The 21,751-nt window shown below is 43.0% G+C and carries 14 protein-coding genes; 13 read left to right on the forward strand and 1 reads right to left on the reverse strand.

Annotated features, from left to right (window positions below; all coding sequences use genetic code 11):
* Positions 1–363 precede the first annotated feature (363 nt).
* The 8 genes from LN995_RS06285 to LN995_RS06320 all read left to right on the forward strand — a co-directional run bounded on the left by LN995_RS06285 (position 364) and on the right by LN995_RS06320 (position 15,580).
* Positions 364–3,393, forward strand: coding sequence for a SusC/RagA family TonB-linked outer membrane protein (locus tag LN995_RS06285; protein WP_229959501.1), 3,030 nt, complete (start codon positions 364–366; stop codon positions 3,391–3,393).
* 24 nt (positions 3,394–3,417) lie between these two features.
* A complete protein-coding gene (locus tag LN995_RS06290; RefSeq protein WP_229959503.1) occupies positions 3,418–5,001 on the forward strand; it encodes a RagB/SusD family nutrient uptake outer membrane protein in 1,584 nt (527 codons plus the stop codon).
* A 73-nt stretch (positions 5,002–5,074) separates the two neighbouring features.
* Complete coding sequence (locus LN995_RS06295; RefSeq protein WP_229959505.1) at positions 5,075–6,124, forward strand: SusE domain-containing protein; 1,050 nt, start codon at positions 5,075–5,077, stop codon at positions 6,122–6,124.
* Positions 6,125–6,265: 141 nt separating this feature from the next.
* Entirely contained in the window at positions 6,266–8,737 is a 2,472-nt protein-coding gene (locus tag LN995_RS06300; RefSeq protein ID WP_229959507.1) for a glycoside hydrolase family 31 protein, read from the forward strand.
* A 186-nt stretch (positions 8,738–8,923) separates the two neighbouring features.
* Positions 8,924–10,882 (forward strand): type I pullulanase, encoded by a 1,959-nt coding sequence (gene pulA / locus LN995_RS06305; RefSeq protein ID WP_229959509.1) that lies wholly within the window; start codon positions 8,924–8,926, stop codon positions 10,880–10,882.
* A 157-nt stretch (positions 10,883–11,039) separates the two neighbouring features.
* Positions 11,040–12,608, forward strand: a complete 1,569-nt coding sequence (locus LN995_RS06310; protein WP_229959511.1) for an alpha-amylase family glycosyl hydrolase — start codon at positions 11,040–11,042, stop codon at positions 12,606–12,608.
* A 275-nt stretch (positions 12,609–12,883) separates the two neighbouring features.
* A complete protein-coding gene (locus LN995_RS06315) occupies positions 12,884–13,894 on the forward strand; it encodes an LLM class flavin-dependent oxidoreductase (RefSeq protein WP_229959513.1) in 1,011 nt (336 codons plus the stop codon).
* Between the two features lie 339 nt (positions 13,895–14,233).
* Complete coding sequence (locus LN995_RS06320) at positions 14,234–15,580, forward strand: NAD(P)/FAD-dependent oxidoreductase (RefSeq protein WP_229959515.1); 1,347 nt, start codon at positions 14,234–14,236, stop codon at positions 15,578–15,580.
* A 162-nt stretch (positions 15,581–15,742) separates the two neighbouring features.
* On the opposite strand, the gene LN995_RS06325 is transcribed toward LN995_RS06320, so the two are convergent.
* Positions 15,743–16,252, reverse strand: coding sequence for a GNAT family N-acetyltransferase (locus LN995_RS06325; RefSeq protein WP_229959517.1), 510 nt, complete (start codon positions 16,250–16,252; stop codon positions 15,743–15,745).
* A gap of 170 nt (positions 16,253–16,422) precedes the next feature.
* On the opposite strand from LN995_RS06325, the gene LN995_RS06330 reads away from it, so the two are divergent.
* The 5 genes from LN995_RS06330 to uxuA all read left to right on the forward strand — a co-directional run bounded on the left by LN995_RS06330 (position 16,423) and on the right by uxuA (position 21,416).
* Complete coding sequence (locus tag LN995_RS06330; protein ID WP_229959520.1) at positions 16,423–17,448, forward strand: LacI family DNA-binding transcriptional regulator; 1,026 nt, start codon at positions 16,423–16,425, stop codon at positions 17,446–17,448.
* A 162-nt stretch (positions 17,449–17,610) separates the two neighbouring features.
* Positions 17,611–18,447: a 5-dehydro-4-deoxy-D-glucuronate isomerase gene (kduI, locus tag LN995_RS06335; RefSeq protein ID WP_229959522.1), complete on the forward strand. Its 837-nt coding sequence runs from the start codon at positions 17,611–17,613 to the stop codon at positions 18,445–18,447.
* A gap of 12 nt (positions 18,448–18,459) precedes the next feature.
* Positions 18,460–19,254: a gluconate 5-dehydrogenase gene (locus tag LN995_RS06340; RefSeq protein WP_262910425.1), complete on the forward strand. Its 795-nt coding sequence runs from the start codon at positions 18,460–18,462 to the stop codon at positions 19,252–19,254.
* Positions 19,255–19,298: 44 nt separating this feature from the next.
* Positions 19,299–20,120, forward strand: a complete 822-nt coding sequence (locus LN995_RS06345) for an SDR family oxidoreductase (RefSeq protein ID WP_229959524.1) — start codon at positions 19,299–19,301, stop codon at positions 20,118–20,120.
* Between the two features lie 123 nt (positions 20,121–20,243).
* Positions 20,244–21,416 (forward strand): mannonate dehydratase, encoded by a 1,173-nt coding sequence (gene uxuA, locus LN995_RS06350; protein WP_229959526.1) that lies wholly within the window; start codon positions 20,244–20,246, stop codon positions 21,414–21,416.
* Positions 21,417–21,751 lie beyond the last annotated feature (335 nt).

Consider the following 21,751-nt stretch of genomic DNA (forward strand, 5'->3'; position numbering starts at 1 on the left):
TTTATACCCTCATATTTTGGTTATATTTCTTTATGCTGTAATATGTAATAACTAGCTTATTATTAAGTATTTATTAGTGTATATGGCTTATTATTTTCTATACTTGACATGTATTTATTGCTGTTGCTTACTAACACCCGTTCATTTGTAATGCAATGGTTAGTTAGTATCTGATGAATAAACTGTTTTTGTTTATATGACTTCAAAAAGTTTTGAGACCCTACGTTGGCTGAGCGCTTAATCGTGTTCAGCAGAATTTACTGGTTAGTTTATAGTGTTAGTTATAGTTCAAAACCCCACTCACTTCAGCGCTTTAAGTGAGGGTATTTATAGAAATTAAATATTCACTCTAATTCATTTATCATGAAGAGAATTGTATTTCAATGGCTACAGCGGATAACTCCCTGTTCGTATTATCTTTCAGGAAAGGTGCTTCCTCCTGCCAAAAGATATACCAGCCTTTTTTCTCTGCTATTTGTTTTCCTGCTTCTGTCTGTGCCGGTGCTGGCACAAAATAGTCCTACTGTACGAGGTGTAGTTACAGACGAAAATGGCGAGGGGCTTCCTGGGGTGACCGTGCAGCTAAAAGGCACCACCATTGGTACAGCAACAAGCATAGACGGAAGCTATACTATTCCTGTTTCTCAGGAGGGAGGCACTCTTATTTTCTCGTTTATAGGTTATCAGACACAGGAAGTACCTGTAAACGGACGCTCAACAATTAATACACAACTTTTAACTGATGCCAAAGCTTTGGAAGAAGTGGTGGTAGTAGGTTATGGTACCCAGAAGAGGAGTGATTTAACAGGTTCTGTCGTGGCAGTATCTGAAAAGGATTTTCAGAAAGGACAGGTTACTACTCCTGAGCAACTGATAATGGGTAAAGTGTCTGGTGTTCAGATTACGTCTAATGGTGGCGCACCGGGTTCTGGTAGTTCAATTCGCATTCGTGGGGGGGCTTCTTTAGATGCCAGTAACGATCCGCTTATTGTAATTGATGGTGTGCCAGTAGATAACAACGAAATTTCAGGTGCTCCAAATCCGCTAACGCTCATTAACCCGAACGATATTGAGTCTTTTAATGTGCTCAAAGACGCATCTGCTACGGCTATATATGGTTCCCGTGCGTCTAACGGTGTCATCATCATCACTACTAAAAAGGGAAAGGCAGGAGAGAAGCTGCGTGTAAACTTTAATACCATAGCCTCTCTGTCTAAAGTAAAGAAAACAATTGATGTTCTTTCGGCAGATGAGTTTCGTCAGGTAGTGAATGATAACAGGGGCAATGGCGACAATGCCAACTTATTAGGTGACGCTAATACTGACTGGCAGGACCTGATTTTTCAGGATGCTTTTACGACAGATAATAACCTGTCTGTGAGCGGTGCTTATAAATCTTTGCCTTATCGCGTTTCTGTTGGTTATTTGAACCAGGAGGGGATTCTGAAAACTTCTAAATTGGAAAGAAGTTCTGCAGCTTTAAGCCTTAATCCAACTTTTTTGGACGATCACCTGAAAGTAAATCTAAATGTAAAAGGTTCTCTTTCGAATAGCCGTTATGCAGACCAAGGTGCTATTGGTGCAGCGGTGGTGTTTGACCCGACTCAACCAGCTCGTGTTGAGGAAAATAGCTTTGGTAATTACTTTGAATGGACGGAGCCAAATGGTACTCCTAGTACGCTGGCACCTCGTAACCCGCTGAGCATGCTGGAGCAGCGCAACGACAAAGGTCGAGTAAAAAGAAGCATAGGAAACATTCAGCTAGACTACAAGTTTCATTTCCTGCCTGAGCTGCGAGCTAACTTAAACTTAGGGTATGATGTTTCTGAAGGAGAAGGCTCCACCACCTTGCCTGTAACCGCAGCCTCTGTTTATAACCAGGGCGGTAGCTATACAGAATACGAGCAGACAAATAGTAACAAGTTGCTGGACTTCTACTTTAACTATGCAAAGGAACTTTCAGGTATTGATAGCCGGATTGATGTTACGGCAGGTTACTCTTACCAGAATTTCCTTATTAAAAACCCTTCTTTTCCGGTGCTGACGGCAAGTGGAGACGTTTATACGCCGGCCGCACCATATCCTACTCAGAATGAGAACACGTTGATTGGTGTGTTCGGAAGGATAAACTACTCCTTTAAGAACCGGTATTTGTTAACTGCTAATATCCGTAGAGACGGCTCTTCCAGGTTTAGTCCCAACAACAAATGGGGTACTTTTCCTTCATTGGCTTTAGCCTGGAACATCAGTCAGGAGGAGTTCCTTAAAAACGTAAATGTGTTATCGGAGCTTAAGCTGAGAGCTGGTTATGGTGTAACTGGTCAGCAGGATATCGGGGATTATTACCCTTACCTGGCGCGCTATACTTATAGTACCAATACAGCAATGTACCCATTCGGAGATCAGTACTACCTGACGCTGCGCCCTGCCGGGTATGATGAAAACATCAAATGGGAGGAAACGGAACAGTTTAATATTGGCTTAGACTATGGTTTCCTGAACGGTAAAATTAACGGTAGTATAGATTATTATTTTAAGAAAACGAAGGATCTGTTGTCTTTTATTACTCCTGCTGCCGGAACAAACCTGACAAACGGAATTAACACGAATGTCGGTGATTTAGAGTCAAAAGGTTTGGAAGTAGCCATAAACTACAGAGCTTTTGAGACAGAAAATTTTAGCTGGAATGTAGGTGTAAATGGTACTTATAACGATGTTACCATTACAAGATTGAGCAACGTGGATGATCCTGATGTGCCAGGTACACTGAAAGGAGGTATTTCCGGAGGAACAGGTACCACAGTGCAAATACATTCTGTAGGTTACACACCTTTTAGTTATTATGTATATAAGCAGGTGTATGATGAGAATAATAACCCTATCGAGGGTTTGTATGAGGATTTGAATGAAGATGGTGTGATAAACGAACAGGATTTGTATCGTTATAAGTCTCCTCAGGCAAACGTTTACTTAGGTTTCAACTCTGATATGGCTTACAAAAACTGGAGCCTTTCATTTGTGCTGCGAGCCAACCTGGGAAATTATGTTTACAATAACATCTATTCCAACAATGGCACTTACCGGAACATCTCCAACGGCACTTATCTGAGTAACATGTCGACAAATGTACTGGAGACTAACTTCCAAGACCCACAGTATTTGTCAGACTACTATGTAGAAAATGCCTCTTTCCTTCGCATGGACAACCTGAACCTGGGTTACGATTTTGGAATGATAAGAGACAAAGCAAACCTGCGCCTGACAGCGAGTGTACAGAATGTGTTTGTGATTACAAAATACTCTGGACTTGATCCTGAAATTGGGGGAGGTATAGATAATAACTTCTATCCAAGACCACGTGTGTTCTCATTGGGTGCAAATGTTAGCTTTTAAGTTAATCTCTAAGAAGAAAAGAAAATGAATTACATAAAGAAAATGCTTTTTACAGGAGCAATAGCTATGTCTGTTGCCTCTTGTACTGATGACCTGGACTTGGCACCAAAGTATGAGATTACTTCTGCAACAGTGTACCAGGATTTTAGCAACTATAAATCCATTCTGGCCAAAATTTATGCTGGGTATGCCTTAACAGGCCAGTCGGGCCCCGATGGCTCACCAGATGTAAGCGGGTTTGATGAAGGGAAATCTAATTATATCAGAGCTTACTGGTCTTTACAGGAACTGCCTACTGATGAGGCTGTTATTGCCTGGAACGATGGCACACTGTTCGACTTGCACGACATGGACTGGTCATCGAGTAACGAGTACATCCGCATGATATATGACAGGATTTATTTCCAGATTGCCCTTTGCAACGAATTTCTGCGCAATACCACAGATGCAAAGTTAAGTGAGAATGGCATTACAGGAGCGAATCTGGAAGAAGCGAAGACATTCAGGGCAGAAGTTCGTTTTCTGCGTGCCATGAGCTATTGGCATGCACTGGATTTGTTTGGTAACGTGCCTTTCGTAACAGAAGAGGATGCAGTAGGAGCCTTTTTCCCGGAGCAAATCAACAGAAGCGACTTATTTAATTACGTAGAGTCGGAGTTGCTGGCAGTTGAGCCTGAGTTGGTAGAAGCGAGGCAGAATGAATATGCCCGTGCCGATAAAGCTGCCGCATGGACTGTGCTTACAAAACTGTATTTGAATGCTGAGGTTTATACCGGGCAAAACAGATATACAGATGCTGTAACCTACAGCAAGAAAGTAATAGACGCTGGCTATTCTTTAGTGCCAAACTATCAGGACCTTTTCCTGGCAGATAACCATACAGCACGCCAGGAGGTTATTTTGCCAGTTGCTTTTGATGGGCAAAATACGCGTACATGGGGCGGTACAACCTTCCTGATTCATGGTGCAGTGGGTGGTAGCATGAACCCAAGTGAATTTGGCATTAACAGTGGTTGGGCTGGTCTTCGCACCACAAAAGAGTTTATTGGTCTTTTCCAGAATACTGATATAGACGAACGAGCTATGTTCTACACTGAAGGACAAAGCCTTGAGATAAACAACATATCTACCTTTACCCAAGGATATGCCATAACTAAGTTTAAGAATATAACCGCTGCTGGTGAAGCAGGTTCAGACCAATCTGGTGACTTTCCTGATACAGACTTTCCTATGTTCCGGCTGGCTGATGTGTACTTGATGTATGCAGAAGCTGTACTGAGAGGTGGAGCCGGAGGAGACAGAAGCACAGCCTTAAGCTATGTTAACCTGCTACGTGAACGCGCCTATGGCAGTACAGCCGGTAACATTTCAGGCAGCCAGTTAACTCTGGACTTCATTCTGAACGAAAGGGGCAGAGAGCTTTACTGGGAAGGGCACCGACGCATGGATCTGATCCGCTTTAATGAGTTTACTTCTGGCGACTATACATGGGCCTGGAAAGGTGGTGTGCAGGAAGGTAGAGAAGTAGAGGGCTTCAGAACATTGTACCCATTACCAACTTCAGATTTATCAGCAAATCCTAACCTGGACCAAAATAATGGATATTAATAGTTTCATCAGTAGAGAAGCTGTTGTTACACAGTCATCATCTCTGGTGGTCACATTCATAACAAAATTGCATATGAAAATCTGGCTAAAACAAATACTTATTCTATGTGTCTGCTCGCTGGCTTTATTCTCTTGCGAGAAAGATGAGGACAGAGTGTACCTGAATGTTGGTGCATCACCAGAACTAACTGCATCGGCATCAGAGGTAGTGCTTAACAGCGAAGAAGAGGCAGAAGATGCCGTTACCTTTACCTGGACAGCACCTGCATATGGTTTCAAAGCTGCTGTTGATTACTCGTTGCAGTTTGCTGTTCAAAGCACTGACTTTGCAAACCCGGTGGAGCTTTCTGTTGGTGAAGGCAGAGAGAGTACATTAACAGTTCAGCGCTTAAACACGGTAGCTAACCAGTTAGGCTTAACCGCTGGTACTGCAGCAGAGATAGAAGTACGCGTAGAATCTAACGTTGCTTCTACAGTTGAGCCACTTTACTCCAGCCCCATCACCCTTACGGTTACACCATACTTTGCTATCATAGAATATCCGTCTTTGTTCGTGCCTGGCAGCTACCAGGGCTGGGATCCTGCAACAGCCGGAACAGTAGCTTCTGTAAATGATGACCAGGTGTACGAAGGGTATTTCTATTTCCCTGATGCTGTTAACGAATTTAAAATTACACCTGAGGCATCCTGGGATGTAGCCTATGGCGACGTCGGTAACGGAACATCTGGGGAAATAGTAGAAGGAGGCGAATCTAACTTGAAAGTTAATGATGCCGGGTACTACCTGCTACAGGTTGATCTGAATGAAAACACGTGGTCTGCTACTAATACTACCTGGGGTGTAACAGGAGATGCCACTGCTGGCGGTTGGGATGCAGCTGACCAAAACCTGGTTTATGATCCTGCTACCGGAGTATGGTCGGCAACACTTGAGTTGTCAGCCGGAGAGCTTAAGTTCAGAGCAAACAATGACTGGGCTATAGCCTACGGTGACGTTAATGAGGATTTGTTACTGGATACTGAGGAAGATAATAATATTTCTGTTTCTGAAGCAGGAACATACGAAGTTACCTTAGACTTAAGTGTACCAGGCAACTATAGATATAGCCTGAGAAGGCTCTAACTATTAGAGGTAGTTAGTAAAGCACCTAGAGCAGATGCTTTGCTAACTGCCTTTTGCTTATATCAGCCCGGTTCATCTTGGGCCGGGTTGATATTAAAATTACCTAACCAATCACACCTAATTAAATACTAGCAGATAAAAATGAAAATACCCTTTAAACCACTACTAGTCTTTCTAAGTCTTTCAGTGTGTAGCTTTTCTGTACAGGCACAGTCTGGGCCTGTGAAGCCTGTCGGAAAAGTAAATGCTGTGAACATTAACGGACAGAATGTAAACATTACTACCGATGAGAATGCCCACATTGCTATTTCTGTTTATAGCCCGAACATTGTTCAGGTGCGCATGGATAAAAAGCCGCTGCCGGAGAATTTCTCTTATGCCGTTGTAGGTGAGCCGCAACAGACAAAAGTGAACATAACTCAGGACAATAACCAGGTTACCATTATCACGGACTCTCTTCAGGCAAGAATACAGAAGAACCCTTACTCCATTGCCTTTTATACACGTGATGGTAAAGTTATCAACCAGGATGAAAGCGGCCTCACTACTTCGTGGATAGGAGAAGAGGTAACGACCTATAAGCACATGCAGGAAGGCGAGCGTTTTATAGGCTTGGGTGAGAAAACAGGTGCCCTAGACAGAAGAGGTAGTGCGTATACTAACTGGAATTCAGATACTTTTGGCTATCGTGTTGATCAGGATCCTATATACTCAACTATTCCTTTTTATATTGGGATTCACAGTGGCCTTAACTACGGTATCTTTCTAGATAATACTTACCAGAGCGATTTTAACTTTGGAGCCAGCAACAAGCGTTTTTCTTCTTTTGGGGCGCATGGCGGTGAAATGGATTACTATTTTATCTACCACACTAATGTTGCTGATATTATTACATCTTATACTGCTCTTACAGGCCGTATGAACATGCCTCCGTTATGGAGCTTAGGCTATCAGCAGAACCGCTACTCTTATTACCCTGAAACGGAGGTGCTGCGCATTGCCCACACGCTTCGTGAAAAAAAAATACCTGCTGATGGCATAACACTGGATATCCACTATATGGATGCCTACAAACTGTTTACCTGGGATAAGAATCGCTTCGGAGATCCTAAGAAAATGACAGACGAGTTAAATAAGCTTGGCTTTAAGACTACGGTTATTGTAGATCCGGGTATTAAAGAAGAAGAGGGTTACGGTGCTTATGAAAGAGGTAAGCAAAGCGACATTTTCCTAAAGTATGTGGATGGCGAATATTATACAGGGCAGGTTTGGCCAGGCTGGACGCACTTTCCTGACTTTACAAGCGAAAAAGGACGTAGCTGGTGGAGAAATGAAATTAAAACTTACGTGAACGATGGTGTGTCTGGTATCTGGAACGACATGAACGAGATTGCCACCTGGGGAAACAAGATGCCCAACAATGTGTTGTTTGATTATGACGGACATCTAACCACCAACAAAGAAGGTCATAACGTGTACGGCATGCAGATGGCCCGGTCCAGTTACGAAGGCTACCGCCAGACAGCTAACAATAAACGGCCATTTATGCTGACTCGTGCAGGTTACGCTGGTTTACAACGGTACACCGCCATCTGGACCGGAGACAACAGGTCAGAAGATGACCACATGCTGCTGGGCGTGCGCCTGCTGAACAGTCTTGGAGTTAGCGGTGTAGCCTTTACTGGTATGGACATTGGTGGTTTTACAGGAAACCCAACTATCGGCTTGTTTGCTCGCTGGATGCAGATTGGTGCTTTTACGCCTTACTTCCGAAACCACGCTGCTGTTAATACTAAATCATCTGAGCCATGGACTTATGGGGAAGAAGTGCTGGAAATCTCCAGAAACTTTGTAAACCTGCGCTACAGACTATTGCCTTACCTATATTCTACTTTCTACGAGGCAACACAGACTGGCCACCCGGTAATGCGTACGCTGGCGATTGATTATACACACGAACCGCAGGTATATGCGGGGCAGTATCAGAACCAGTACCAGTTCGGGGAGGCGCTGATGGTAGCACCGTTCACCAGCCAGGAAAGCTTTGGTGAAGTTTACTTCCCGAAAGGCAGCCGATGGTATAACTTATACACTGGAGAAGTGACCAACGGTAACCAGGAGAAGATTATTCAGTTAGAATATAATAAACTGCCGGTATTTGTGAAAGAGAGCAGCATTATTCCAATGCAATCACTGGTGCAGTCTACTGCTGAGCAGCCTACTGATACGCTTACAATACATGTGTACCAGGGAAATATAGCCAACTCTTTTGTTTACTATGAAGATGATGGCGAAAGCTATGACTACGAGAAAGGCGACTTCTATAAGCGTAGCATCAATTACGACCCAAGAAGAAAGACTATTACTTTCGATAAAGCAGAAGGTGATTTTAAGTCTAAATTCAATAATGTTAAACTGGTACTGCATGGGTTTGGCAACACTTCCAGAGTGAAGGTAGACGGCAAAAACACAGCACTGAAAGATGACTTTATTTCTCACCTTACCCCGATTACCCGTTTCGATCCGCAAGGTGTCTCTAACCCGGTAGAAGGCTATAAAGTGAAGAGTGTTGTTCTGAAGAACAATAATGATAGGTTCTCTGTCAGTTTCTAAATAAATAAAGCATAAGCATTCATAGGGTTCATAAAAGCCCTGTGGGTGCTTATGCTTTTTCAGGCATACCACATAGAATTAGACGGACAAGAATAGGAAGTGGTAATTGCATCGAAACTTAAATGAACATCATTAGCTGAAACTTATTTTATGATAATGAATAAAAGGTATAGCATGCCACTTTTTATGTTACTAACACTGGTTTCTATGGCCTTTGCACCAGCTATACATCCTGATTATGATAATTATCCTCTCACAGATGCAAACCTGTGGCTGGAATATACACTTCAAAAAACAGTTTTTAAGCTATGGTCACCTGTGGCAGATGAGGTGGTAATAAACCTTTATAAGTATGGTAATGGCGACGAAAAGCCTTTTAAAAAGCATCAGCTTAAAAAGGAGAAGAATGGCTTATGGCAGCTTGCTGTTAAAGGCGATTTGCAGGGCCATTACTACACTTATCAGGTAAAACAAGGCGGTAAGTGGCTGGAGGAAACACCCGGTATTTATGCCACTGCTGTTGGTGTAAATGGAAAAAGGGCTATGGTGCTGGACCTGGCAACTACGAACCCTGAAAATTGGGAAAACGACAAAGACCCTGCTATTTCATCACCCAATGACGTTATACTTTATGAGCTGCATGTACGGGACCTATCAGTAAGCAAAAACAGTGGAAGCAGCAAACCTGGCAAGTTTTTGGGGCTGATAGATGAGGGCACCACGAATAGCGCAGGTCTGGCAACAGGTATTGATCACATAAAGGAGTTGGGCGTAACGCATGTGCATTTGCTTCCATCATTCGACCACCGGTCTATAGACGAAACTGCCCTGGATAAACCTGAATATAACTGGGGCTATGATCCGCAGAACTATAATGTGCCTGAAGGTTCTTATGCCACTGATCCTTACCATGCAGAAGTTCGAATTAAAGAGTTCAAGCAAATGGTAAAAGGCTTCCACAATAATGGTTTAGGTGTGATACTGGATGTGGTGTATAACCACACCGGCTTAACCGAAGGCTCAAACTTTAATCTGGAGGTACCCGGCTACTATTACAGGCAGAAAGAAGATGGTAGCTGGTCGGATGCCAGTGCCTGTGGAAACGAAACAGCCAGTGAACGTGCCATGATGCGCCGGTTTATGATTGAGTCCTGTAAGTTTTGGGCAAAGGAGTACCATTTGGATGGCTTCCGGTTCGACCTGATGGGTATTCATGACATTGAAACCATGAACCTACTGGCAAAGGAGCTGAAGAAAATTAACCCTGACATTATAGTGTATGGGGAGGGATGGACAGCAGGCGAAAGTCCTTTACCGGATAGCATCAGAGCATTGAAGACAAATACCACCAAACTAAAAGATGTAGCTGCATTCAGCGATGACATACGGGACGGGTTAAAAGGCTCTGTTTTTGAGGAAGAGTCAACAGGGTTTGTAAGTGGTGCCAAAGGCACGGAAGAGGCAGTAAAATTTGGCGTGGTTGGCAGTATAAACCATCCGCAGGTAAATGTCAAAAAGCTCGATTACTCTAAAAAGGCCTGGGCCAACGAACCATGGCAGTCGGTGTCATACGTGTCGTGCCACGACAACCAGACGCTATATGACAAGCTAAAGGTATCTAATAAGAAAGCCTCTGCAGAGCAACTTCAGAAGATGCACCAATTAGCCAATGCCGTAGTGCTTACCTCACAAGGAATCCCTTTTCTGCATGCAGGTGCAGAAATGTTACGCACGAAAAACGGAGAGCATAACAGCTATAACAAATCAGATGAAGTTAACCAGATAGACTGGAGCTGGAAAACACAGCATCAGGATGTATTCAACTATTACAAGGGATTAATTGCGCTTCGGAAAGCCCATCCTGCTTTTAGAATGCCTTCTGCTGACATGCTGAAGCAGCACCTGGAGTTTGTGGTCACAAAGCCGGGCCTTATTGGCTACATGCTTAAAGACCATGCAAACCAAGACAACTGGAAGAACATACTGGTTTACTATAACGCCAATACTTCGGCTGCTACTGTACCTGTAACAGGAGATTGGGCGATTGCCGTAGTAGGGCAGGATATCAGCCTGAATAGAAAAGAAAAAGTTAGTGGCAAAGTAGAAGTGCCTCCCGTTTCCATGCTTGTCTTATTTCAGAATTAAATCACTAATACTCATTTAGGGGGAGAGAAAGTACAATGTAAAGGCATTGGGGAAGATCTGTGCAAAAATCTATGAACAACTTGCAGTGGGCTCTTCTGTCTTCACTTTTTCTTTTGTCTCTTCCTGTAAACCTGTTATCAACGTTAAGTTTAAACTCATGAGAAAGATTAATTTTCTATATCTATTACTGTTGTCGGTCTATGTCTTTACCGGATGCAGTACCTCTAAAGAAGCAAGCAGTGAGCCTGCCAAAGCAAGTGCCTGGCCCCGGGGCATTACGTACGAAATCTTTGTGCAGTCCTTTTGTGACTCTGATAACGACGGCATCGGAGATATCAAAGGCATGACTTCAAAATTAGATTACATAAAAAACTTAGGTGTTGAAGCAGTATGGCTGATGCCAATGAGTCCGTCGCCGTCTTACCACAAATACGATGTAACAGACTACTATGGCGTACACCCTGATTATGGCACCAAGGAAGATTTTAAGGAGTTTGTGGCCGAAGCGCACAAGCGGAATATTAAGGTGGTGATAGACCTGGTACTGAACCACTCCAGCAGCGAGCATCCCTGGTTTAAAAGCGCCATGAGCGATAAAAACAGCCCTTACCGCGATTATTATGTTTGGGCCCATAAAGATGATCCGCAAACACAGAAAGCAGGGGAGATTATAGCAGGAGACTCAGACAACGTAAATCGCTGGCACCAAGTAGAAGGCAGCGATTACCTGTACTACGGCTACTTTTACGGTGGCATGCCAGACCTGAACTACGACAATCCAAAGCTACGGGAAGAGGTATTTAGCATTGGCCGGTATTGGTTAAATGAGTTTGACGTTGATGGGTTTAGATTGGATGCAGCCCGCCATATTTTCCCCGACGATAGACCGAAAGATAATCACCAGTGGTGGGTTGATTTTAAAAATGAAATGCAGAAAGCGAAAGAAGATGTGTACCTGGTAGGGGAGGTATGGGCTGATGCAGAAACAGTGGCTCCTTATATGAAGGGCCTGCACGCCCTGTTTAATTTTGACATGGGCTATGCCATCACAAATGTAGTTAACAAAGGGAAAGTAGATTCCCTTATTATCAACCACAAGAGAATCCGGGAGTTTTATGAAAGCGTTAACCCTGACTTTGTGGATGCCACTTTTCTGACAAACCACGACCAGAACCGCATCATGAGTGAGGTAAATGACAATGAGAATAAAGCAAAGATGGCAGCAGCCTTGCTTCTGACGTTGCCTGGTTCACCTTATTTATATTTTGGCGAAGAAATAGGTATGAAAGGCAAAAAGCCGGATGAGTTTATTCGGGAGCCTTTTATCTGGAATGCCAATGCCGAGGACGATTGTCGGGCAAATTGGGTTGAACCTAAGTTTAGCACAGCGCAGACTGTTACCCCAGCATCTCAGCAATCAGAGGATAAAAACTCCATGTTGAATCACTACAAAACCTTCATCCACTTAAGAAACAACAGCAAGGCCTTGACTTATGGCGATCTTCAACCTGTAGACGTAGGGAACGAAAAAGTGGCTGCTTTCCGAAGAGAATATCAGGAGGAGGCACTACTGGTGTTGCATAACCTTTCTGATAATGAGATAAGTGTTTCTGTTCCTGCTGACTTAACAGACTACAACACGGTATATTTCAAGAACAAAGATTCCAGCCAAAGTAAAAGTGAAGTAAAACTATCAGCCTTCAGTACTTTAATTTTGAGAAAGTAGTGTACAGTGTGCTATCTAATATGAAAGAGTTTTTCAACAATTCCAGCCTGATTATGGGCTGGAATTGTTATTTAACGTAAACGATGAATTGCTAAAGCTATGTTTACTTAGGTTATTAATAGATGCATTAAGGAAGAACTTAGCGTAAATGAGCAAGCTTGTCTTATTAAGTTGATGCTAATGGTATATGGCTTGTTAAAGCAGCTTCTAGTAAGGTAAGTTTACATAGCCTACTTCAGGAAAAACAGGCTTTCAACGGAAGCTCAATATAAATCATGCGTATTAGTGTACTGGATCAATCTCACATCCCGAAAGGTAAGACCGCCGGAGAAGCCATACAATATACTGTTGAACTGGCTAAGCTGGCTGATAAACTAGGCTTTCATCGTTTTTGGGTGTCGGAGCATCATAATATGGCTCCTGTGGCTGGCTCAACACCAGAAGTTCTGCTGGCTTATCTGGCAGGGCATACGAAACATATCAGGTTAGGATCCGGAGGTGTGATGCTGCCTCATTATAGTGCGTTAAAAGTAGCTGAGAACTTCCGGATGCTGGAAGCGCTTGCTCCAGGTAGGGTAGATCTTGGTGTGGGACGTGCTCCGGGCGGAGACCGTTTAACAGCAGGTCTATTGAACCCTAACAATACCTTTAATGAACAGGAGTTTATTGAGCAGCTATCAGACCTGCAAAACTACCTTAACAACTCTCATGAGCCAGGAAGTTTTCAGGCAAGAGTAACAGTTACCCCAGTTACTGCAGGTGTTCCGGAGTTATGGGTATTAAGTTCCAGCGGCCAAAGCGGGTTATTTGCCGCACACTTTGGCATGGCTTTCTCCTTTGCACATTTTATCAATCCAAATGGTGGGCCAGAGGCAGTTAAAAGGTATAAGGCAAGCTTTAAGCCATCTGAAAACCAACAGGAGCCACAGGCAAATGTAGCCGTCTTTACTTTTTGCTCTGAAGATAAAGAGAAGGTGAAACAAATACAGGCTGTTGCTGAGTATCGCTTTCTGCAGTTAGAAACACGCGGCAGGTTTGTCGCAGTCTCTTATGACGAGATAAAAGACACCACCTATTCCCCAGCAGAGTTGGAGCGGCTTAACCGTATCAGGCAGCGGTTTATAATAGGCACCCCGGAACAGGTAAAAGCTAAGTTTACGCAAATGGCGCAAGAGTATGATATTGATGAAGTTATGGCTGTTAATATTGCACCTGAACTGGAAGATCGTATTTCCTGCTACCGCTTACTGGCTAAGGCTTTTGAACTATCAGAAACTCAGGATTAGTGAAATTAAGTAATCTTGTTTATTTTCGCACGAGATTTAGGAGGATAACACACTGATATTGTAAAGACATAGCTTAAACGTTTGAGTGGATCAGCAAAGTGATGTAATCCTTCTGCTTAAATGCTGGTTATTGTGCTGCTTTATCTGAGAGGGGCATTTTATCATTATGTGAATTTTGTGCTTTAGCATGGCTAGTGCCTTAGTACCAGAAACTAAGCTTTAAATGTTTCGTTATTTGCCAATAACACTTTTGCGTATACATACTACTGAAGCAACCCGAGGCAAGAAAAGTCTAACCGATTGCCCTGCTGTTGCAATGCTTTTAATAAATATATAATTATGCTCGAATTTGATAAGCTATCGCTTAACATTCCTAACACCACTAAACCTCGGGTTGTCATTATTGGTGGAGGATTTGGAGGAATTAACCTCGCTAAGAAACTCTCTAATAAAGATTTCCAGGTGGTTATGTTCGATAAGCAAAACTACCACGGTTTCTGGCCGCTATTGTACCAAGTGGCTACAGCAGGCTTAGAGCCGGACTCTATTGCAGAACCTCTCAGAAAGATGTTTGGAAGTGATGATTATGAAGATTTCCACTTCCGTTTAGTGCGTGTAACAGGTGTAAACCCCGCTACTAAAACTGTATCAACACTGATTGGTGACCTGCCTTATGATTACCTTGTAATAGCTACGGGTACCAAGCCAAATTATTTTGGTAATGAGGAAATAAAGAAAAACTCTTTCCCTCTAAAACAAATTCCTGAAGCGTTAAACCTGCGTAGCCAGTTATTGCAGTGTTTTGAGCAGGCTAGCATGACCAAAGATCCGGAAACAAGACAAAGCCTGCTAAACTTTGTGATTGTTGGCGGTGGACCTACTGGTGTAGAACTAGCAGGGGCTTTGGCTGAAATGCGTAAATACATTCTTCCAACAGACTACCCTGGGCTGGATTTCACCAAAATGAATATCTACCTGGTAGAAGGTATGGATAGAGTGCTGCCGCCAATGGCACCAGAGTCTAGCGCCAAAACTTTAAAATACCTGGAGAAAATGGGTATTGTAGTTAAATTGCAGACATTGGTACAAAGCTACGACGGAAGCATAGCAACGTTTAAAAGCGGAGAGCAAATTAAAGCGCATACCCTAATATGGGCAGCCGGAGTAGCAGGTGCTTTAATCGACGGTATTCCGGAAGAAACCGTTGAGCGTGGACGTATTCTGGTGAATGAGTTTAGCCAGATTATAGGGTACCCAGATATCTTCGCAATTGGAGACATCGCCTACATGAAAACTGAGAAGTTCCCTAAAGGTCACCCGGGAGTTGCGCAGCCAGCCATTCAGCAAGGCCAGCACCTGGCTAAAAATTTAAAGCGTATTTTAACTAAAGAGCCTCTGAAGCCATTTGAGTATTTCGATAAAGGATCTTTGGCTATTATAGGGCGAAGCCGTGCCGTTGCCGACTTACCAGGAAATATGCACTTTGGTGGGTTCTTTGCGTGGATAATTTGGTTATTCGTACACATTATGTACTTGGTTGGTTTCCGTAATAAACTAGTCGTTATCAGCAACTGGCTATATCGTTTGTTTACTTATGAACGAGGTACACGCTTAATTATCCGGCCTTTTGTTAGAAAAGGAGATAGGGCAGGACGCAAGTTTATAAGGAGCTACGGAGAGGAGTAATAACTTTTACTACAGAAACAATAAGAGGGCAAGGGGTAGATAAATTCTACTTCTTGCCTTTTTTGTGAGTAAGCTTGATGGCTAGAGCCATAGTATTTGTTACACTATTGCCTGTTTACACTTTAAAACTATCTGTTGAGCATTGCTTCACTCTACATTACCTTATCCAAACTTTAAATCGGCAGCGGTAGAAAATAACTGTAAATGTTTATCCTGAATTAGGATTTCCTTCTCAAACTGAAATCCTAACTTTTCTAACAAACGGATAGAACTTATGTTCTCTTTTATAGCAGTAGCCAAAATAAGAGTATGAGATGCTTCTTTTCTTACATGAGCCAATACAGCTGTTGTTGCTTCGTAAGCATAGCCTTTGTTTCTGGATTGAGGTAAAAAACCAAAGCCAATATCATGATGCTCCAGATAATCACGTTTAATAAAAGTAACAATCCCCAGGGCCTTTTGCTCCCCTTTTAACCTTACCACCCAATATTGAGTACTGGCACTACCAACTATTTTTTTGATATATGCTTTCGCATCATCTTTAGAGTTTACATTTCTATTTCCAATAAACCGTATCCAATCCGGTAAGTTAACCAGTTCATAAATAAAGTCGATGTCATTAATATCTAATGGATTTAATAACAACCTGTCGGTGCTGAGTTTTTCTGCCATTGTAGTATTGTTATTACATCTATCGCATGTACAGGTGGAGCCTGCTGGCGAATAGCTATATATACCATAATAATATAAAGAAATATAGTGTAGGTTTCTCTACTGACTTGCTTTTAACGAAGAAATATTTAAACTTACTCTTACTGCAATCGTTTGCAGATGAAAGCAACATGTCAAACCGGTCTCAACATACTATTAAAGACATAGCAGTAGCGCTTGGCCTTTCCGCCTCCACTGTTTCCAGGGCTTTAAACGACCATCCGCATATAAGCCAGGAAACAAAGCAGCGGGTGAGAGAGGCTGTGGAAAAGCTGGACTACAGGCGCAACGCGCTTGCGGCGAACTTGCGTACCAGCAAGTCCAACATTATTGGGCTGATTGTGCCCAGAATTTCTATGTTCTTTTTGTCGTCTGTTATTACAGCTATTCAAAACAAGCTGCATGAGTTTGGCTATAATCTTATGGTTTGCCAATCCAACGATTCGCAGGTACTGGAGAAAGAACTGGTAAACGCAATGTATGCTTCCAGGGTAGATGGACTTATTGTATCTGCAACCTTATCTACCGAAGACTTCTCACACTTTGATATTTTTTCCCGGCGGAACATTCCCCTGGTCTTTTTTGACAGAATACCCAGAAATTATCCTGCACATAAAATACAAGGTGATGATTACCAAGGAGGGTATCAGACGACCTTACATCTGCTGGAACAGGGCTGTCGGCGTATTGCTTTTATCTGTGGGCCTTTAACTTCTAATCTGTATCAGGATCGTTATGCAGGATATCAAAATGCATTGAAGAAGTATGCGGTGGCGGTAGACGAGCAGATTATTTTTTTTCACGAACTCAGCAAAGGAAACGCTCTAAAAGATTGTGACATCTTGTTTGCGCAGGCACCTTACCCGGATGCAGTTTTTGCCTGCAACGACACATCTGCCATAGCAGTGGTGGAGCATGCGAAAGCAAAGCAAATCAAAGTTCCGGAAGTACTTAAAGTTGCAGGATATTCTAACGATCCCCGTACCCAGATTATAGACCCTGCTATTACCTCTGTAGAGCAGTTTCCTTTGGAGGTGGGCACACAGGCAGCAGCCTTAGTTATGGATCTTATTCAGCAGAAAACCATGCCTGGCAGAAACTTTATATCACTTACTACCCCGGTAGATTTGGTAAAGAGAACTTCTAGTGGCGCTTAAAATACGGCTAACGTTTGTTGTCTTTGTAAATAATAATTATGAAATTAAGGTCTTAAGATAACTCGTAAGATGAAATTCTTTTAAGGCATAGTAGATAATGCTTTTTTTTATACAGTAACTGCAAACGTTTGCAGAAAAAACCATTAAAACATATAAAAAACTATGAATTATGATGTACGTTATGCCGTAAGTCCGCAGGAGACAAAGGCAATGGACACAGAAGCTCTGAGAAAGAACTTCTTAATAGAAGAAGTATTCAAGGCTGATGAAATACAGCTGACATACACTCACTACGACCGTTACATTGCTGGCGGCACAATGCCAGTGCAAAAGTCAGTTACGCTGGAGTCTATAGACCCGCTCAAAGCTTCTTATTTTCTGGAAAGGAGAGAGATGGGTATTATTAATATTGGTGGCACAGGTACTATCGTGGCTGACGGAACAGCATACGAGCTGCAAAATAAGGAGGCTTTATACTTAGGTAAAGGCACAAAAGAAGTTGTCTTCTCCAGCGCAGATGCACAGAACCCGGCTAAGTTTTACATTAACTCTGCTCCTGCCCATCATGCTTATCCTTGTAAAAAAGTAACCCGAAACGAAGCAGAAGTAGTAGAGCTAGGTAGTCTGGAGACAGCTAATGCCAGAACAATTACAAAGCTGTTGATAGCCGGAGTGATAGAAACCTGTCAGTTACAAATGGGCATGACGGAGCTTAAGACCGGAAGCGTATGGAACACCATGCCTGCACACTCACACGACCGTCGCATGGAAGTGTACCTTTATTTTGATGTGCCGGAAGGGCAGTCGGTATCACATTTCATGGGTGAGCCTACCGAAACACGCCACATCTGGATGCAGAACGAACAAGCTGTTATTTCTCCTCCCTGGTCTATTCATGCGGGCTCTGGTACATCTAATTATACCTTTATCTGGGGTATGGCCGGGGAGAACCTCGACTATGGCGACATGGATATAAGAAAAATTACTGAACTACGATAAATAATCAGCAAGATGATCTTAAAACAATTCGACCTTACTGGTAAAGTAGCCTGGGTAACGGGTGGTACACATGGTTTGGGAATGGCTATGGCTAAAGCATTGGGGCAGGCTGGTGCTACAATTGTAGTTAATGGTAATTCATCCCAGGAAAAAGTAGAAAAAGCCGTGCAGGAGTACGAAAGCCACGGCATTAAAGCATACGGCTATCTGTGCGATGTAACTAATCAGCAGCAGGTAACGGAGCAGGTGGTGCAGATTGAGCAAGAGGTAGGGCCTATTGATATTCTGGTGAACAATGCCGGTATTATTAAACGCATTCCTTTAGCAGAGATGAGCCTGATGGATTGGCAGGAAGTAATAAACGTAGACCTGACTTCGCCTTTTATTGTAACGCAGGCAGTCATAAAAGGGATGATAGAACGCCAGCAGGGCAAAATCATAAACGTTTGCTCTATGATGAGCGAACTGGGCCGCCAGAATGTAGGTGCTTATGCAGCTGCCAAGGGAGGGCTTAAAATGCTTACCAAAAATATGGCGACAGAGTGGGCTAAACATAACATTCAGGCAAACGGAATAGGGCCAGGTTATTTTGCCACCAGCCAGACAGCACCTATCAGGGTAGACGGTAATCCGTTTTTTGAGTTTATTAATAACCGAACCCCTGCAGGTAAGTGGGGGGACCCGGATGACTTAGGCGGTGCTACGGTGTTCTTGGCTTCTAAAGCGAGTGACTTTGTAAATGGGCAGATATTGTACGTTGATGGAGGAATACTGGCTACCATAGGCAAACCCATGGGCGAAAGTTAGCCGTATAAGTTTTATCTATCAATTATATTATTAGCAGGTTACAAATGAGGGGATTAGAACAATTTTCATTAGAAAACAAAGTAGTCGTTATTACAGGAGCTACTGGTGTTTTAGGAGAAGCTTTGTCGCTTGCTGTAGCCAGTGCTGGTGCTAAAGTAGTAATTCTGGGTAGAAACAAAGAGCGGGCTGAGGAGCGGGTTGCAGCAATAAAAAAAGCAGGTGGAGAGGCCATCGCAATATTAGGTGATGTGCTGGATGAAGCTAAAATGCAGGCTGCCAAAGAAGAGATTCTAAATACCTGGGGTACGATAGATGGTCTTGTAAACGGAGCCGGAGGCAACATGCCTGGAGCTGTTGTATCAACAGAGCAAAACCTGTTCGACCTGAGTGTAGAGGATACCAGAAATGTAGTAGACCTTAACCTGTTCGGAACGCTGATTCCAACCAACGTTTTTGGTAGAGTGATGGCGGAAAAAGGCAAAGGGTCTATTGTAAACATGTCTTCTTTAACTGCGCAACGGCCACTTACAAAGGTATTAGGTTATACTATGGCTAAGAAAGCAGTGGAGGCTTACACGCAATGGATGGCAGTGGAACTGGGGTTACGCTATGGAGGAGGAATTCGCATGAACGCCATTGCTCCAGGGGTGTTCCTGACAGAGCAGAACAGAACTCTTTTACTAAATGAAGATGGAACCCACACCGACAGAGCTAAAAAGTTTATAGCGCATACTCCCTACCATCGGTTCGGAGTTCCAGAAGAGTTAACAGGTTCTCTGATTTACCTCCTGAGCGATGCCTCAGGCTTTGTAAGCGGAGAGACAATTCTTGTAGATGGTGGTTTCAATGCTTTTAGCGGTGTGTGATTCTTACGCTACAGTTATACGAAGTACAGAACTTTGTTAAAGTTCAAAGCAGAATGAACAAGCTAAAACCAGTATCATGACCGTGTTAATTTAGAGAAAAACAAAACTACTTAAGAAAAAAACATGCCCTTATTACAAAGCTGGAGATGGTACGGCCCTAAAGATCCTGTTTCGTTGCAGGATGTGAAACAAGCAGGCGCTACGGATGTTGTTTCGGCCCTGCATCATATTCCGAACGGGGAGGTGTGGAGTGTTGAGGAAATTCAGAAAAGAAAAGATATAATAGCAGCTGCCGGGCTGCAATGGAGTGTGGTGGAGAGTGTGCCAGTACATGAGGCCATTAAAACACAGGTAGGTAACTATCAGCAATATATAAATAACTATAAGCAGTCTATTCGCAACCTGGCGTCCTGTGGTATCTACATTGTTACCTACAACTTTATGCCAGTGCTGGACTGGACCAGAACTGACCTTAGCTTTACTATGGAAGATGGTTCCAAAGCTTTACGGTTCGAAAAAGCTGCTTTTATTGCTTTTGATGTCTTTATGCTGAAAAGAAAAGGAGCAGAGAAAGACTATACAGAGCAGGAGTTACAAAGGGCAAAAGAGCATTTTGGAGGCATGAGGGAAGAAGAGAAATTTCTGTTGCAGCGAAATATTATTGCAGGCTTACCTGGAAGCGAAGAAAGCTTTACGCTGGAGCAGTTTCAGCAGGCATTAGATACCTATGACGGTATAGATGCCACTAAACTTCGGCAGCACCTGATATACTTTCTGCAACAGGTTGTGCCAGTTGCAGAGGAAGTAGGTGTTAAGCTGGTGATACACCCGGATGACCCGCCTTACAGTATTTTAGGTTTGCCCCGGGTCGTAAGTACTGCTGCTGATATAGAGGACTTAATAGAAGCTGTTCCTTCTCTTAATAATGGACTGTGCTTCTGTACAGGATCTTTTGGAGTAAGACCAGATAATAATTTGCCTGCTATGGTAAGGCAGTTCGGGGAGCGTATTAATTTTATTCACCTTCGCAGCACACATAGAAATGAGCACGGTGACTTCTACGAAGCGAATCATCTGGAGGGAGATGTAGATATGTTTGCTGTTATGAAAGAACTGGTCGAGCTCATGCAAAGGAGAAGTATAAACATACCCATGCGCCCGGACCACGGTCACCAGATGCTTGACGACCTGCACAAAATAACAAACCCCGGTTATTCAGCTATTGGTAGGCTACGTGGCCTTGCCGAGCTAAGAGGGCTGGAGATGGGAATTACGAAGTCTCTGTCTTTAAAATAGTAAGTAAAGTAGTAGATAGCCTTTTGTCGTTTGTTCTACTATAGCATAACAAACGACAAAAGGCTCATTTTTTCAGGTATAAAACTAACTTGAAGGTTTCTTCTTTTAAAGCCTTACATTCACTCATAGTAGGCTTTTCCTATTAGTTTGAATCCGCACTTTTACGTTCTGATATTTTTTAAGCCAATCTGAAGTTTATAACATATTAAGAGTCAATGTTATCAGTAGCCAATGTTTATAACACAGCAGATAGGGACAAAACTGGCTTTGCCATAAAGCATAACTATTGTTCAGCTGGTACGTATCAGGCAGAATATTCATATAAATATATATAA

The sequence above is a fragment of the Pontibacter silvestris genome, assembly GCF_020907275.1.
Classification (GTDB): Bacteria; Bacteroidota; Bacteroidia; order Cytophagales; family Hymenobacteraceae; genus Pontibacter; species Pontibacter silvestris.

What these genes read in the sequence shown, in the direction of transcription:
- LN995_RS06330 (WP_229959520.1), top strand. Translation starts at nt 16,423, where the DNA reads ATGTCAAACCGGTCTCAACATACTATTAAAGACATAGCAGTAGCGCTT.
- LN995_RS06315 (WP_229959513.1), top strand. Translation starts at nt 12,884, where the DNA reads ATGCGTATTAGTGTACTGGATCAATCTCACATCCCGAAAGGTAAGACC.
- pulA (WP_229959509.1), top strand. Translation starts at nt 8,924, where the DNA reads ATGTTACTAACACTGGTTTCTATGGCCTTTGCACCAGCTATACATCCT.
- LN995_RS06295 (WP_229959505.1), top strand. Translation starts at nt 5,075, where the DNA reads ATGAAAATCTGGCTAAAACAAATACTTATTCTATGTGTCTGCTCGCTG.
- LN995_RS06325 (WP_229959517.1), bottom strand. Translation starts at nt 16,252, where the DNA reads ATGGCAGAAAAACTCAGCACCGACAGGTTGTTATTAAATCCATTAGAT.
- uxuA (WP_229959526.1), top strand. Translation starts at nt 20,244, where the DNA reads ATGCCCTTATTACAAAGCTGGAGATGGTACGGCCCTAAAGATCCTGTT.
- LN995_RS06310 (WP_229959511.1), top strand. Translation starts at nt 11,040, where the DNA reads ATGAGAAAGATTAATTTTCTATATCTATTACTGTTGTCGGTCTATGTC.
- LN995_RS06320 (WP_229959515.1), top strand. Translation starts at nt 14,234, where the DNA reads ATGCTCGAATTTGATAAGCTATCGCTTAACATTCCTAACACCACTAAA.
- kduI (WP_229959522.1), top strand. Translation starts at nt 17,611, where the DNA reads ATGAATTATGATGTACGTTATGCCGTAAGTCCGCAGGAGACAAAGGCA.
- LN995_RS06285 (WP_229959501.1), top strand. Translation starts at nt 364, where the DNA reads ATGAAGAGAATTGTATTTCAATGGCTACAGCGGATAACTCCCTGTTCG.
- LN995_RS06340 (WP_262910425.1), top strand. Translation starts at nt 18,460, where the DNA reads ATGATCTTAAAACAATTCGACCTTACTGGTAAAGTAGCCTGGGTAACG.
- LN995_RS06345 (WP_229959524.1), top strand. Translation starts at nt 19,299, where the DNA reads ATGAGGGGATTAGAACAATTTTCATTAGAAAACAAAGTAGTCGTTATT.
- LN995_RS06300 (WP_229959507.1), top strand. Translation starts at nt 6,266, where the DNA reads ATGAAAATACCCTTTAAACCACTACTAGTCTTTCTAAGTCTTTCAGTG.
- LN995_RS06290 (WP_229959503.1), top strand. Translation starts at nt 3,418, where the DNA reads ATGAATTACATAAAGAAAATGCTTTTTACAGGAGCAATAGCTATGTCT.